Below are 13,527 nucleotides of genomic sequence, written 5' to 3'. Positions count from 1 at the left end.
ATACCAGTGACCGGCGCAAGCCTTTGATTTTGCTGGCGGTCTGCCGCATTGTGCGGCCAGCCCTGCGGGTATAGACTTTGCACACTTTTCACAGAGGCCCCTTGGCGGTTCGTCACGAACCGTTCAGCCAGCATGAAACCAGTTCAGCTGCCCCTGAGTGTGCGTCTGCGTGATGACGCCACCTTCATCAATTACTATCCAGGCGCCAATGCCGCTGCACTCGGCTATGTCGAGCGGCTGTGCGAAGCCGAGGCCGGCTGGACAGAAAGCCTCATCTACCTGTGGGGCAAGAACGGGGTAGGGCGCACGCATCTGTTGCAGGCTGCCTGCCTGCGCTTCGAACAGATGGGCGAGCCGGCGGTTTACCTGCCGATGGCCGAACTTCTCGATCAAGGTGTCGGCCTGTTCGATCATCTGGAGCAGTACGAGCTGGTGTGCCTCGACGACCTGCAAGCGGTGGTCGGCAAACCCGAGTGGGAAGAAGCGTTGTTCCACCTGTTCAACCGTCTGCGCGACAGCGGCCGACGCTTGCTCATCGCCGCTTCATGCTCGCCTCGGGAGCTGCCGGTCAAACTGGCGGACCTGAAATCCCGGCTGACCATGGCGCTGGTGTTCCAGATGCGCCTCTTGTCCGACGAAGAAAAACTCCGCGCTCTGCAACTGCGCGCGTCCCGTCGGGGCCTGCACCTCACCGATGAGGTGGGGCATTTCATCCTCACCCGCGGTAAGCGCAGCATGAGCGCGCTGTTCGACTTGCTTGAGCAACTCGATCAGGCATCGCTGCAGGCCCAGCGCAAGCTGACCATTCCCTTCCTGAAAGAAACCCTCGGTTGGTAAGCGAGTCCGTGGTCGATCCGGCCCTGGTCCTGCAAACCGCAGCAGCCTTGCGCCACGCCACGCGGATTTTGATCATTACCGGTGCCGGCCTGTCGGCGGATTCAGGGTTGCCGACCTATCGCGGCGTCGGTGGCTTGTACAACGGCGAGACCGACGACGGCCTGCCCATCGAAATGGCCTTGTCCGGCCCGATGTTGCGGCGTGATCCCGCGCTGTGCTGGAAGTACATCGCACAATTGAGCAGCGCTTGCCTGGGCGGACGTCCCAATGCGGCGCACTACGCCATCGCTGAATTGCAGCGGCGCAAGCCCCAGTGCTGGGTATTGACGCAAAACGTCGACGGCTATCACAGGGCGGCGGGCAGTCCGCCAGAGCGGCTGATCGAGATCCACGGACAGCTGGCGCCGCTGTACTGTCAATCTTGTGGCGCCGTAGATCCGCAGTTAAGCGAGCACCTCAGTCGACCACTGCCACCGCTTTGCCCCCGCTGTAGTGGCGTTTTGAGGCCGTCGGTGGTGTTGTTTCAGGAAATGTTGCCGGAGTTGGCATTGAATGTGCTCCAGGAGGAGATGGCAAAAGGTTTTGACGCTGTGCTCAGCATCGGAACCACTGCCAGCTTCCCGTACATTCATGAGCCCATGCTGCGCGCTCGGGTGACGGGCGGCTTTACTGCCGAGATAAACCCTTCGCCGACCGATCATTCCGCGCACATGGATGCGTTTCTGAGGTGTAGAGCCTTAGAAGTGATGGACGACATCGTAAGTCACATTTGTTTCGATTGAATTTGCAAATGGGTACGATTGAAGGCATAGTCTCGGCTTCTTTACACTTCAGCCACGGTCGTGCACATGCTAAACCGCTTCGCACCCCTCGTGCCTCTCGCACTCGTCACGCTGTTGTTCGGCTGCGCGGCCCAGATGCCGACGTCGCAACAACAGTCGCAAAGCCCCCAATTCCGGGACTCTGCCACCGCTCAATCCGCCAGCAAGCGTGCTGATTACGCATCCTCCGTACTGGATGACGAAGTCGCTACCGAAGATGAACTCGCTCAATTTGCCGACAACAAGCCTTACCGCCTGCCGGTTCTGGCTGACAGCATCCTCGAACGCGGCAAATCCTTGATAGGCACTCGCTATCGCTTCGGCGGTACGTCGACCACCTCCGGTTTCGACTGCAGCGGTTTCATCGGTTATCTGTTCCGTGAAGAGGCGGGCATGAGCCTGCCGCGTTCTTCCCGCGAAATGATCAATATCGATGCCCCCCTCATCAAGCGCAATGACCTCAAGCCAGGCGATCTGCTGTTCTTCAGCACCGCCGGCCGCGGCCGTGTCAGCCATGCCGGCATCTACCTGGGCGATGATCAGTTCATCCACTCCAGCAGCCGTCGCAGTGGCGGAGTCCGTGTCGACAGCCTCGACGATGCCTACTGGGCCAAGACGTTCATCGAAGCCAAACGCGCGCTGGCAATGGCACCTGTAACGGCATCGTCAACGGTACCTGCAACTACCACCGCGATGACCTCGACTACAATCAAGCGCCAGCACCGTTAATTCCGGGCGCGCAAAGGGCCTGACCCTCTTGCGCGCAATCCCGGCTCTCGGCAAAGTAAGCTGCACCCCGCACAGGTTGTCGTGTTTATGTCGTTAACGGTTCGCCTGATCGTCGCCTCCCTGGCTGTGCTGCTGGCCGCATGTTCCAGCACGCCACCGCCCGCTCCACGCAAGGTCGTCTACCGGCCTGTGGTGTCCGCTCCCCCCCAGTTTTCTTCACCGCTTGCCGACGACGTCCTGTTGCGCGCGATCGGCCTTGTCGGCACGCCCTATCGCTGGGGCGGCAACACGCCTGATTCGGGTTTCGATTGCAGTGGCCTGATCGGCTACGTCTACCACGACGCCGCGGGCATCACCCTGCCTCGGTCGACGCGGGAAATGATCACCCTGCGCGGGCCTGACATCGATCGCAGTCAGTTGCAGACCGGTGATCTGGTGTTCTTCGCCACCAGCGGCGGCTCCCACGTCAGTCACGCCGGCATCTACGTCGGGGAAGGGCGGTTCGTCCACGCGCCAGCCACTGGCGGCACGGTCAAACTCGACAGTCTCGACAAGCCGTATTGGCAAAAGGCCTGGCTGAATGCCAAGCGCGTCATCCAGCCATCGAACCTGGCCAGGCAATAGCGACTTCCTGAGCACTGTGCTCATGCGCTGTTGCTGGGTGAGCACGTATGCCTTTCAGGGTGAAATCCCGTTTAGCCGGAGGCGGTCTGCCTACGGTTCGATTGACGCTCCCGAGTCAACCCTCTAACCTTCGCGCCATGTTTCAGGTGCCTGGGACCCGTCAGGTCCGCAGGGTGAAACAGGGAAGCCGGTGCGATTGCTCGTGTGATCAATTCCGGCGCTGCCTCCGCAACGGTAGACGAGTCAAAGCCACGCACAATGCCACTGTGTTCGCTGAACATGGGAAGGCGCCTGGCCTGCCACGGTTGTGGCAACTCGTGAGTCCGGAGACCGGCCTGATCCATCGAACAGCATCACGGAGGGCGATGCTCTGCTGCAGGCCGGGTTTTGCCCAGTGCCTGCTGACAGTCTTTGCCTGTGCCCTCCGTTTGCCACACTTGCCCTCAAGCGGAGAGCTGAGATGAGCGAATCCCCCGAACGTGACGAACGCCACCTGGCGCGCATGCTGCGCAAAAAGGCGGTGATGGACGAGCGCATTTCCAGCGCGCCCAATGAATGCGGGTTGCTGCTGGTCCTGACCGGTAACGGCAAAGGCAAGAGCAGCTCGGCGTTCGGCATGCTTGCCCGCGCCATGGGCCACGGCATGCAGTGCGGCGTCGTGCAGTTCATTAAAGGCCGGCACAGCACCGGCGAAGAGCTATTCTTCCGCCGCTTCCCTGAACAAGTGCGTTACCACGTGATGGGCGAGGGCTTCACCTGGGAAACCCAAGACCGCCAGCGTGACATTGCTGCCGCCGAATCCGCCTGGGCCGTGACCCGTGAAATGCTCAAGGACGCCTCCATCGGCATGGTCGTGCTCGATGAGCTGAACATCGCCCTCAAGCACGGCTATCTGGACCTGGAGCAGGTGCTGAGCGATTTGCAGGCACGTCCGCCGATGCAGCACGTGATCGTCACCGGTCGCGGGGCTAAGCAGGAATTGATCGACCTGTCCGATACCGTGTCCGAAATCGGCGTGGTCAAGCATGCCTTTCAGTCCGGCATCAAGGCGCAGAAAGGCATCGAGCTGTGATTGAGCGCCCACCGCGGCACTGCCCGGCAGTATTGATCGCCGCCCCTGCGTCCGGTCAGGGCAAAACCACCGTCACCGCGGCACTGGCCCGCTTGCATCGCAATCAGGGCCGCAAGGTGCGCGTGTTCAAATGCGGGCCGGACTTTCTCGACCCGATGATCCTCGAGCGCGCCAGCGGCCATCCGGTGTATCAGCTGGACATGTGGATGATCGGCGAGGACGAAAGTCGGCGCCTGTTGTGGGAAGCCGCCGCGGAGGCCGACCTGATCCTCATCGAAGGCGTCATGGGCTTGTTCGACGGCACGCCCTCCAGCGCGGACCTGGCCCGGCGTTTCGGCGTGCCGGTGCTCGGGGTGATCGACGGCACGGCCATGGCCCAGACCTTCGGCGCACTGGCGCTGGGACTGGCGCGGTATCAGCCGGATCTGCCGTTTGCCGGCGTGCTGGCCAATCGCGTCGGCACCGTGCGCCACGCGCAGTTGCTGGAAGGCAGCCTGACCGAAGGCCTGCGCTGGTACGGCGCGCTGTCCCGTGAATCCGGCATTGAGCTGCCCAGCCGGCACCTCGGCCTGGTTCAGGCCAGTGAACTGAATGACCTGGACATGCGCCTCGACACTGCTGCCAACGCGCTGGCCAGTACCTGCGACGCTACGTTGCCGCCGGCCGTGACCTTCACCGCGCCCGACTTCGTTCCCGCCGAGCCGTTGCTGACCGGCGTGAAAATCGCCATCGCCCACGACGAGGCGTTCGCATTTTTCTATGGTGCCAGCCTTGACCTGCTACGGGAGATGGGCGCCGAACTGTCGTTCTTCTCGCCGCTCCGCGACCGGGAATTACCCGACGCCGACAGCCTGTATCTGCCCGGCGGCTACCCGGAATTGCATCACACGGCGCTGGCCGAAAACCACAGCATGCTCGCCGCGATTCGTGCGCACCACGCCGCCGGCAAACCCCTGCTCGCCGAATGCGGCGGCATGTTGTACCTGCTCGATGCCTTGACCGATGTCGACGGCCAGCGCGCCGAAGGGGTGGGCTTGCTCAAGGGTGAAGCCGTGATGCAGAAGCGTCTGGCAGCCCTGGCCCTGCAATCGGTCGAGCTGCCGGAAGGCACGCTGCGTGGCCACACCTATCACCACTCCCTGACCAGCACCGAGCTGACCCCCATCGCCCGCGGCCTCAGCCCCAATGGCGGGCGCGGTGCCGAAGCGGTGTACCGGGACGGGCGCATGACTGCGTCGTACGTGCACTTCTACTTCCCCTCGAATCCCCAGGCGATGGCGGCGCTGTTTTTGCCATGAGCTCGCTTGCATGACTGACCACACGTTCACCGACCCCGAACGCGCCGCCGTATACCGCGCCATCGCCGAGCGTCGCGACATGCGCCACTTCTGCGGTGGCACGGTCGCGCCGGAGTTGCTGGCCCGTCTGCTCGAAGCCGCGCACCACGCACCGAGCGTTGGCCTGATGCAGCCGTGGCGCTTTCTGCGCATCACCGACCCGGCCTTGCGCGCGCAGATTCAGGCGCAGGTGGAGGAGGAGCGCGTTCGTACCGCTGAAGCTTTGGGCGAGCGGTCTGAAGATTTCATGAAGCTGAAAGTCGAGGGCATCAGCGATTGCGCCGAAGTGCTGGTCGCCGCGTTGATGGATGACCGCGACAAACACATCTTCGGCCGCCGCACCCTGCCGGAGATGGACATGGCGTCGCTGTCGTGCGCCATTCAAAACCTCTGGCTGGCGGCGCGTGCCGAAGGCCTCGGCATGGGTTGGGTGTCGCTGTTCGACCCCCAGGCCCTGGCCGATCTGCTGCAGATGCCAGCCGGTTCGAAACCCTTGGCGATTCTGTGCCTGGGCCCTGTAAAGGAATTCTACCCGGCGCCGATGCTGGTGATGGAAGGCTGGGCGCAGCCGCGCGCGTTGCAAGAGCTGGTCTACGAGAACACATGGGGAGTGATTGCATGAGTGTGGCGTTATTGAGCGTCGCCGGAGTCGCGCTGGACGCGCTGCTCGGCGAGCCAAAACGGAACCACCCGCTGGTGGCGTTCGGCCGTTTCGCCGAGCGTATCGAACAGCGCCTTAACGCTGCCGGCCGGGGCTGGCGCAGCCATGGCGTGAGCGCATGGTTCATCGCCGTCATTCCGCTGACCCTGATCGCCACGTTACTCAGCTGGCTGCCGTTCGTTGGCTGGCTGGTGGACGTACTGGCGCTTTACTGCGCGTTGGGCCTGCGCAGTCTGGGCGAGCACGTCGAGCCGGTTGCCCAGGCGTTGCGCAGCGACAATCTGGACGAGGCGCGCCGCCGGGTCGGTTACCTGGTCAGTCGCCAGACCTCCGAGCTGGACAGCACTGAAGTGGCCCGTGCGGCCACGGAATCGGTACTCGAGAACGGCAGCGACGCAGTGTTTGCGGCGATTTTCTGGTTCGTCGTGCTGGGCGCTCCGGGCGTCGTGCTCTACCGCCTGAGCAACACCCTCGACGCCATGTGGGGCTATCGCAACGAGCGCTTCGAACGCTTCGGCTGGGCGGCGGCGAAAATCGACGACCTGCTTAACTACATTCCCGCGCGCTTGGTGGCGTTGACCTACGCGCTGCTGGGCAACACCCGACTGGCCCTGCGTTGCTGGCGCACCCAGGCCCCGAAGTGGGACAGCCCGAACGCAGGCCCGGTGATGGCGGCCGGTGCCGGTGCGTTGGGCGTCGAACTGGGTGGTCCGGCGATTTATCACGGCGAACTGCATGAGCGCGCGACCCTGGGTGAAGGCGTCCCAGCGGACGCCGACTCTATTGATCGCGGTTGGCAACTGGTGCAGCGCGGCGTGTGGCTGTGGTTGCTGATCTTGTGTCTGGGGACAGAATTTTATGCTTGAACATGGCGGCCGATTGCGTGGCGCAGTCCTGAAATACGGCATCGATGAGGCGAACTGGCTCGACCTGTCCAGCGGGATTTCGCCGTGGTCGTGGCCGATCCCTGCGATCCCCGAAGCAGCATGGGCGCGTTTGCCGGAAACCGATGACGGCCTGGAAATCGCTGCCCGTCGCTACTACGGCGCCACGGACGTGCTGCCGGTGGCCGGTTCCCAAGCGGCGATCCAGGCGCTGCCGCGTCTGCGTCAGGCGGGCAAGGTGGGCGTGCTGTCGCCGTGCTACGCCGAGCACGCCGAGGCCTGGCGCAACACCGGTTTTCTGGTGCGCGAAGTGCTGGAGCACGAAGTGGAGCGGTTCATCGACACCCTCGATGTGCTCGTCGTGGTCAACCCGAATAACCCCACCGGCCTGAGCCTGCCGCCCGAACGCCTGCTGGAATGGCACGCGCGTCTGTCCCAGCGCGGCGCCTGGCTGGTGGTGGACGAAGCGTTCATGGACAACACGCCGGAGTTGAGCCTGGCGGCGTACACCCAGCGCGCGGGCCTGATCGTGCTGCGCTCGTTCGGCAAGTTTTTCGGCCTGGCCGGTGTGCGCCTGGGTTTTGTGCTGGCGGAGCCGCGTTTTCTCAAAGTCATGGCGCGGCAGATCGGGCCCTGGTCGGTCAGCGGGCCGACGCGGATCATCGGTCAGGCCTGTCTCAACGATGTCGCCGGGCATCAACGCCAGCGTCAGCGCACCGAGCAGGCCAGCCAGCGTCTGGTGGACGTGCTCAATCGCCACGGTTTCGCGCCCAAGGGCGGTTGCGCGCTGTTCCAGTGGTTGATCACGCCGCTGGCGGAAGCGCTTTACGAATTCTGCGCACAGCGGGGCATCCTCCTGCGCATCTTCACCCACAACAGCAGCCTGCGTTTCGGCCTGCCGCGCGAAGAAGCGGATTGGCAGCGTCTGGAGCAGGCGCTGAGCGAATTCTCCCGGGAGCGCCCATGACCCTCGGCAAAACCCTGATGGTTCAGGGCACCACCTCCGACGCCGGCAAAAGCACGCTGGTGACGGCGCTGTGCCGCTGGCTGACCCGTCAGGGCGTGCGCACCGTGCCGTTCAAGCCGCAGAACATGGCGCTGAACAGCGCAGTGACCGCCGACGGCGGCGAGATCGGCCGCGCCCAGGCCGTGCAAGCCCAGGCCTGCGGCCTCGAACCCCACACCGACATGAACCCGGTGCTGCTCAAACCCAACAGCGACACCGGCGCGCAAGTGATCATCCACGGTCGCGCCGTCACGACCATGAACGCCGTCGCCTACCACGACTACAAAGCCATCGCCATGCAGGCCGTACTCGCCTCCCATCGTCGCCTCAGCGAAGGCTGGCCGGTGGTGATGGTCGAAGGCGCCGGGTCGCCGGCAGAGATCAACCTGCGTGCCGGCGACATCGCCAACATGGGCTTTGCCGAAGCGGTGGATTGCCCGGTGCTGTTGGTGGCGGACATCAATCGCGGCGGGGTGTTTGCCCATCTGGTCGGCACACTGGAATTGCTGTCGCCCAGCGAACAGGCGCGGGTCAAGGGCTTCATCATCAATCGCTTTCGCGGCGACATCGCGCTGCTTCAGCCCGGCCTCGACTGGCTCGAACAGCGCACCGGCAAACCAGTGGTTGGCGTGCTGCCCTACGTGATGGACCTGCACCTGGAAGCGGAAGACGGCCTCGACCAGCGTCAGGCCGACAAGGCCGAGCAGGTGCTCAACGTCATCGTGCCGGTGTTGCCCCGCATCAGTAACCACACCGACTTCGACCCGCTGCGTCTGCACCCCCAGGTCAATCTGCAATTCGTCGGGCCGGGGCAGGCGATTCCTGATGCTGACCTGATCATCCTGCCCGGCTCGAAAAGCGTTCGCAGCGATCTCGCGTATCTGCGCGCCAATGGCTGGGACACCGCCATCAACCGCCACCTGCGTTACGGCGGCAACGTGCTGGGCATCTGTGGTGGCCTGCAAATGCTCGGCGAGCAGTTGCATGACCCGCTGGGGCTTGAAGGCGCTGCCGGGTCAAGCCCGGGCCTGGGGCTGTTGGCCCTGAGCACGGTGCTGGAAGAAGAGAAGCAACTGCGCAACGTCAGCGGTCGCCTTACCCTCGAAGACGCCGACGTCATCGGCTACGAGATTCATGCGGGCGTGACCACCGGCGCGGCGCTGGAACGTCCACTGGTCCAGCTCGCCGACGGCCGCTGCGATGGCGCGTGCAGCCCTGACGGCCAAGTGCTCGGCACCTACCTGCACGGTCTGTTCGAGAACCCGGCGTCGAGCAGCGCCTTGCTGCGATGGGCCGGGCTGCAGAATGTGCAGTCGGTCGATTACCACGCTTTGCGCGAGCGCGACATCGAACGCCTCGCCGATCTGGTCGAAACCCACCTGAACGGCACACTGCTGCGTGAACTCTGCGGCCTGGAGCAACCCTGATGCTGCAACTGATCCTCGGCGGTGCGCGTTCCGGCAAAAGTCGGCTAGCTGAAAAACTCGCCAGCGACAGCGGCCTCGACGTCATCTATATCGCCACCAGTCAGCCCCTCGACGGCGAAATGAACCAGCGCGTCGCCTTGCACCGCGAACGTCGGCCAGATGAATGGGGGCTGATCGAGGAACCCGTCGAGCTGGCCCGCGTGCTCCGGGAAAACGCCGGGGAGGGCCGCTGCCTCTTGGTGGATTGCCTGACCCTGTGGCTGACCAATCTGCTGATGCTCGACGATCCGCAGCGCCTGGCTCAAGAGCGTGAAGCCTTGCTCGATGGCCTGGCGGAATGGCCGGGCGAGATCATTTTTGTCAGCAACGAAACCGGGCTCGGCGTCGTGCCCCTCGGTGAGCTGACCCGTCGTTATGTCGATGAAGCCGGCTGGCTGCATCAGGCGCTGGCCGAACGCTGCCATCGCGTGGTGTTTACCGTCGCCGGACTGCCCATGACCCTGAAAGGACCCGCACTATGAGTAACGCCTGGTGGCTCGCGCCTGCCCGAGACGTCGATCACGCCAGCCGCGACGACGCGATGGCCCGGCAGCAGCAACTGACCAAACCGACCGGCTCACTGGGCCGGCTTGAACACGTCGCGGTGCAACTGGCCGGCCTGCAGGGTCGTCCAAAGCCGAAGGTCGATGAGGTTTGGATCGCGATTTTTGCTGGTGACCACGGCGTGGTCGCGGAAGGGGTTTCGGCGTACCCGCAGGCAGTGACCGGGCAGATGCTGCACAACTTCATCATGGGCGGCGCGGCCATCAGCGTGCTGGCCCGGCAACTGTCCGCGCAGCTGGACGTGGTCGATCTGGGCACGGTTGCACCGCTGGACCTGCCGGGTGTGCGCCACCTCAATCTTGGCCCGGGCACCGCAAATTTTGCCCATGGCCCGGCGATGACGGAGGCGCAACTGCACGCCGCCCTCGAAGGCGGTCGCGACAGCGTGTTGCGCGCCAAGGCCGCAGGTACTCAGCTGTTCATCGGCGGCGAAATGGGCATCGGCAACACCACCGTCGCCAGTGCGCTGGCCTGCGCGCTGCTCGATTGTCCGGCCACCTTGCTGGTCGGCCCCGGCACCGGTCTGGATGCCGAGGGCGTGAGCCACAAGGCCCAAGTGATCGAGGGGGCCCTGCGGCTGCACGCCGACGCCGTCGGTGACGCCCTGGCCAGTCTGCGCGCCCTCGGGGGGTTTGAAGTGGCGGCGCTGGTCGGCGCCTACCTGGCCTGTGCGCAGGAGGGCATCGTCGTGTTGGTCGATGGCTTTATCTGTTCCATGGCGGCGCTGGTGGCGGTGCGCATCAATCCGTCGTGCCGGGAGTGGCTGTTTTTCGGCCATCGGGGCGCCGAGCCGGGCCATCGTCTGGTGCTGGACGCGCTGCAGGCCGAGCCGTTGCTGGACCTGGGATTGCGTCTGGGCGAAGGCAGTGGCGCGGCACTCGCGGTGCCGTTGTTGCGTCTGGCCTGTGAGCTGCATAACGGCATGGCGACCTTCGCTGAAGCCGCTGTGGCAGACCGCCCGGCATGACCTTGCATCTTGACCTGTTGCGCCACGGCGAAACCGAATTCGGCGGCGGCCTGCGCGGCAGTATTGACGATGCGCTGACCGACACGGGCTGGCAGCAGATGCGCGCGGCGGTGATTGATCGTGGCCCCTGGGACCGCATCGTCAGCTCGCCGCTGCAACGCTGCGCCCGCTTCGCCGACGAGCTGGCCGAGCGACTGGGCTTGCCCGTGGAGTTGGAAGCCGGTCTTCAGGAACTGCATTTCGGTGACTGGGAAGGGCAGAGCCCCGCGCAGTTGATGGAAACCGATGCTGCCGGGTTGGGTCGCTTCTGGGAGGATCCGTACGGGTTTACGCCACCCAACGGCGAGCCGGTTGAGGCGTTTGCCACTCGCGTGTTGGCTGCCGTTGAGCGGGTGCAGCGGGCGTATGACGGACAGCGCATTCTGCTGATCAGCCATGGCGGGGTGATGCGGCTGCTGTTGGCCCGCGCCCGCGGTCTGCCCCGTGAGCAATTGCTGCAGGTCACGGTGGCACACGGCTGTATGTTCGGCCTCGATGTCCAGGCCGACGGTGAGTTGACGGAGGTTTAAATGCTGCCGTTCTGGATCGCCTTGCAGTTCCTCAGCAGTCTGCCGATTCGCCTGCCGGGCATGCCGACGCCCCAGGAATCGGGACGTTCGCTGCTGTTCTACCCGCTGGTGGGGTTGCTGTTCGGCGTGCTGTTGATGGCGCTGAATCACCTGCTCGACGGCGCGCCGACCCTGTTGCATGCCGCCCTGCTGCTGGCGGCGTGGGTCATGCTCAGCGGAGGGCTGCACCTGGACGGCCTGGCCGACAGCGCGGACGCCTGGCTCGGTGGGTTCGGCGACCGTGAACGCACGCTGCTCATTATGAAAGACCCGCGCAGCGGCCCGATTGCGGTGGTGACGCTCGTGGTGGTGTTACTGTTGAAATTCAGCGCTGTGCTGGCGCTGATTGAAGCGCACACGGGCATTGGCCTGCTGCTGGCGCCGGTGATCGGCCGCGCGGCGATGCTGGCACTGTTTCTGAACACGCCGTATGTGCGCGCGGGCGGGCTGGGCCAGGCGCTGGCCGATCATCTGCCGCGCAAGGCCGGGGTGCAGGTGCTGGCAGCGGTGGCGGTGGTCTGCGTGCTCATCGGTGGCGGCGCGGCGGCGTGGGTGCTGGTCGTTTCCACGGGCGGTTTCTTCTGGCTGCGCCGGGTGATGATGCAACGTCTGGGCGGCAGCACCGGCGACACCGCCGGCGCGATGCTCGAACTGCTGGAAACACTGGTGCTGGTGACGTTGGCGCTGATGTGGGATTGATGCAGTGTCCTGCCGCCGGCTTGCGGCGTGCGGCGTGCGGAGTAGGAGTAGGAGTAGGAGCGTGGCTTGTCCCGCGATCTGCCGGGAACCGGCAGCAAAATCCTGCGCGGCGGTGTGCCAGACAGTCCGTAAGCAGACTTGCTGCCGCTGCGCGCCAGATCGGGGGACAAGCCACGCTCCTACAAACCCGCTACGCTAGCTAATCGAAGATTTATCCATGGTGTTCCGGACCAACCGGAGAGGTGTCATGCATAGCGTTGCGCTGGTGGTGTACCCGCAATTTCAGTCCCTCAGTCTGTCGGTCGGTTCCGTGCTGACCTGCGCGAACCTGATGCAGGGCGAGGCGGCGTATTCCTTTCATCTGGTGTCCGAAAGCGGCGGGGCGGTCATGTCGTCCGAAGGCTTCTCGGTCAACACCACGCCATTGCAGCCCGACGGTTACGACACCATCATTGTCAGCGGCTACATGGACCTGCAATTGCCCACCCCCAGCCTGCTTGAGTTCGTGCGCACCGCGTCGGCTCAATCGCGTCGCGTGGCGTCGCTGTGCACGGGCGGGTTTGTGCTGGCCGAAGCGGGCCTGCTCGATGGCAAGCGCGCGACCATGCACTGGATTCACGCCCCGGAGTTCCGCAAGCGCTACCCGAACGTTCGTGTCGAGGACGACAAACTGTTCACCGTGGACGGCCAGATCTGGACCGGCGCGGGCATGAGCGCCGGGCTTGATCTCGCACTGGCGATGGTCGAGAACGACCTCGGCGCCGACATCGCCCGGCAGGTCGCGCGCAAGCTGGTGATTTATCAGCGGCGCGGCAGCGAGCATTCCCAGTTGTCGACGCTGCTGGAACTGGACCCCAAGTCCGACCGCGTGCAACTGGCGCTGGCCTATGCCCGCGAGAACCTCAAAAGCGATCTTTCAATAGACGCGCTGGCGGCCATTGCCCGCTTGAGCCCCCGCCAGTTCAGTCGGGTGTTCCGCGAGGAAACCGGCCAGACCCCGGCCAAAGCCATCGAATGCCTGCGGGTGGAAGTCGCGCGGGCAATGATGGAAACCAGCCGGCATCCCATTGAGGTGGTGGCCCGGGAAACCGGCTTCGGCGATCGGGAAAGGATGCGCCAGGCGTTTCTGCGCAACTTCGGCGAACCGCCCCAGGCGATCCAGCGGGCGTTCATGGCGACCGAAAAGCCAGCTAATAGCCACGTTTCTGTGGCGCGCTAGGCATACATCGCGCGGCGGAGTAGCGTAGCGACA

General features: G+C 64.5%; 15 protein-coding genes and 1 riboswitch. All 15 genes read left to right on the top strand.

All coding sequences use genetic code 11. The annotated features are described in order from the left end of the window. Window positions 1-132 precede the first annotated feature (132 nt). The 15 genes from hda (at window position 133) to SLW75_RS24165 (ending at window position 13,494) form a co-directional block, all read left to right on the top strand. Window positions 133-837, top strand: a complete 705-nt coding sequence (gene hda / locus SLW75_RS24235) for a DnaA regulatory inactivator Hda (RefSeq protein ID WP_037011979.1) — start codon at window positions 133-135, stop codon at window positions 835-837. Between the two features lie 8 nt (window positions 838-845). Then, entirely contained in the window at window positions 846-1,619 is a 774-nt protein-coding gene (locus SLW75_RS24230) for an NAD-dependent deacylase (RefSeq protein ID WP_410935680.1), read from the top strand. 66 nt (window positions 1,620-1,685) lie between these two features. Continuing rightward, a complete protein-coding gene (locus SLW75_RS24225; RefSeq protein ID WP_065992890.1) occupies window positions 1,686-2,387 on the top strand; it encodes a C40 family peptidase in 702 nt (233 codons plus the stop codon). 87 nt (window positions 2,388-2,474) lie between these two features. Then, complete coding sequence (locus SLW75_RS24220; RefSeq protein WP_065992892.1) at window positions 2,475-3,011, top strand: C40 family peptidase; 537 nt, start codon at window positions 2,475-2,477, stop codon at window positions 3,009-3,011. Window positions 3,012-3,138: 127 nt separating this feature from the next. Then, window positions 3,139-3,365: riboswitch (cobalamin riboswitch) on the top strand. A gap of 106 nt (window positions 3,366-3,471) precedes the next feature. Beyond that, entirely contained in the window at window positions 3,472-4,083 is a 612-nt protein-coding gene (gene cobO, locus SLW75_RS24215; RefSeq protein WP_192133855.1) for a cob(I)yrinic acid a,c-diamide adenosyltransferase, read from the top strand. Then, window positions 4,083-5,381, top strand: coding sequence for a cobyrinate a,c-diamide synthase (locus SLW75_RS24210; protein WP_410935679.1), 1,299 nt, complete (start codon window positions 4,083-4,085; stop codon window positions 5,379-5,381). The genes cobO and SLW75_RS24210 overlap by 1 nt, the downstream gene beginning before the upstream one ends. Window positions 5,382-5,391: 10 nt before the next feature. Then, entirely contained in the window at window positions 5,392-6,042 is a 651-nt protein-coding gene (bluB, locus tag SLW75_RS24205; RefSeq protein ID WP_410935644.1) for a 5,6-dimethylbenzimidazole synthase, read from the top strand. After that, window positions 6,039-6,947, top strand: a complete 909-nt coding sequence (gene cbiB / locus SLW75_RS24200; protein WP_192133850.1) for an adenosylcobinamide-phosphate synthase CbiB — start codon at window positions 6,039-6,041, stop codon at window positions 6,945-6,947. Before bluB ends, cbiB begins: the two co-directional genes overlap by 4 nt. Beyond that, window positions 6,940-7,932: a threonine-phosphate decarboxylase CobD gene (cobD, locus tag SLW75_RS24195; RefSeq protein WP_410935643.1), complete on the top strand. Its 993-nt coding sequence runs from the start codon at window positions 6,940-6,942 to the stop codon at window positions 7,930-7,932. Before cbiB ends, cobD begins: the two co-directional genes overlap by 8 nt. Further along, on the top strand, window positions 7,929-9,398 hold the full coding sequence (locus SLW75_RS24190) for a cobyric acid synthase (protein WP_410935642.1): 1,470 nt from the start codon (window positions 7,929-7,931) through the stop codon (window positions 9,396-9,398). Before cobD ends, SLW75_RS24190 begins: the two co-directional genes overlap by 4 nt. Then, window positions 9,398-9,919 carry a bifunctional adenosylcobinamide kinase/adenosylcobinamide-phosphate guanylyltransferase gene (gene cobU, locus SLW75_RS24185; protein WP_410935641.1) on the top strand — a complete coding sequence of 174 codons (522 nt, stop codon included), beginning with the start codon at window positions 9,398-9,400 and terminating at the stop codon, window positions 9,917-9,919. The genes SLW75_RS24190 and cobU overlap by 1 nt, the downstream gene beginning before the upstream one ends. After that, the gene (cobT, locus tag SLW75_RS24180; protein WP_410935640.1) at window positions 9,916-10,968 is read left to right on the top strand and encodes a nicotinate-nucleotide--dimethylbenzimidazole phosphoribosyltransferase; all 1,053 of its coding nucleotides are present in this window, start codon (window positions 9,916-9,918) and stop codon (window positions 10,966-10,968) included. The genes cobU and cobT overlap by 4 nt, the downstream gene beginning before the upstream one ends. Beyond that, window positions 10,965-11,537 (top strand): alpha-ribazole phosphatase family protein, encoded by a 573-nt coding sequence (gene cobC / locus SLW75_RS24175; protein ID WP_192133842.1) that lies wholly within the window; start codon window positions 10,965-10,967, stop codon window positions 11,535-11,537. Before cobT ends, cobC begins: the two co-directional genes overlap by 4 nt. Beyond that, window positions 11,538-12,275 carry an adenosylcobinamide-GDP ribazoletransferase gene (locus SLW75_RS24170; protein ID WP_192133840.1) on the top strand — a complete coding sequence of 246 codons (738 nt, stop codon included), beginning with the start codon at window positions 11,538-11,540 and terminating at the stop codon, window positions 12,273-12,275. It begins immediately after the preceding gene. A 247-nt stretch (window positions 12,276-12,522) separates the two neighbouring features. Beyond that, a complete protein-coding gene (locus SLW75_RS24165) occupies window positions 12,523-13,494 on the top strand; it encodes a GlxA family transcriptional regulator (protein WP_192133837.1) in 972 nt (323 codons plus the stop codon). The last annotated feature ends 33 nt before the right edge of the window (window positions 13,495-13,527 follow it).

It is taken from the genome of Pseudomonas sp. W5-01, from assembly GCF_046540435.1.
In the GTDB taxonomy this organism is placed as follows: Bacteria; Pseudomonadota; Gammaproteobacteria; order Pseudomonadales; family Pseudomonadaceae; genus Aquipseudomonas; species Aquipseudomonas graminis_B.
Note: the sequence above shows the minus strand (reverse complement) of the source record. Positions and strands in the feature narration are given on the sequence as shown.

What these genes read in the sequence shown, in the direction of transcription:
- SLW75_RS24170 (WP_192133840.1), top strand. Translation starts at nt 11,538, where the DNA reads ATGCTGCCGTTCTGGATCGCCTTGCAGTTCCTCAGCAGTCTGCCGATT.
- cbiB (WP_192133850.1), top strand. Translation starts at nt 6,039, where the DNA reads ATGAGTGTGGCGTTATTGAGCGTCGCCGGAGTCGCGCTGGACGCGCTG.
- SLW75_RS24190 (WP_410935642.1), top strand. Translation starts at nt 7,929, where the DNA reads ATGACCCTCGGCAAAACCCTGATGGTTCAGGGCACCACCTCCGACGCC.
- SLW75_RS24165 (WP_192133837.1), top strand. Translation starts at nt 12,523, where the DNA reads ATGCATAGCGTTGCGCTGGTGGTGTACCCGCAATTTCAGTCCCTCAGT.
- hda (WP_037011979.1), top strand. Translation starts at nt 133, where the DNA reads ATGAAACCAGTTCAGCTGCCCCTGAGTGTGCGTCTGCGTGATGACGCC.
- cobU (WP_410935641.1), top strand. Translation starts at nt 9,398, where the DNA reads ATGCTGCAACTGATCCTCGGCGGTGCGCGTTCCGGCAAAAGTCGGCTA.
- SLW75_RS24220 (WP_065992892.1), top strand. Translation starts at nt 2,475, where the DNA reads ATGTCGTTAACGGTTCGCCTGATCGTCGCCTCCCTGGCTGTGCTGCTG.
- cobC (WP_192133842.1), top strand. Translation starts at nt 10,965, where the DNA reads ATGACCTTGCATCTTGACCTGTTGCGCCACGGCGAAACCGAATTCGGC.
- cobT (WP_410935640.1), top strand. Translation starts at nt 9,916, where the DNA reads ATGAGTAACGCCTGGTGGCTCGCGCCTGCCCGAGACGTCGATCACGCC.
- cobO (WP_192133855.1), top strand. Translation starts at nt 3,472, where the DNA reads ATGAGCGAATCCCCCGAACGTGACGAACGCCACCTGGCGCGCATGCTG.
- SLW75_RS24225 (WP_065992890.1), top strand. Translation starts at nt 1,686, where the DNA reads ATGCTAAACCGCTTCGCACCCCTCGTGCCTCTCGCACTCGTCACGCTG.
- bluB (WP_410935644.1), top strand. Translation starts at nt 5,392, where the DNA reads ATGACTGACCACACGTTCACCGACCCCGAACGCGCCGCCGTATACCGC.
- cobD (WP_410935643.1), top strand. Translation starts at nt 6,940, where the DNA reads ATGCTTGAACATGGCGGCCGATTGCGTGGCGCAGTCCTGAAATACGGC.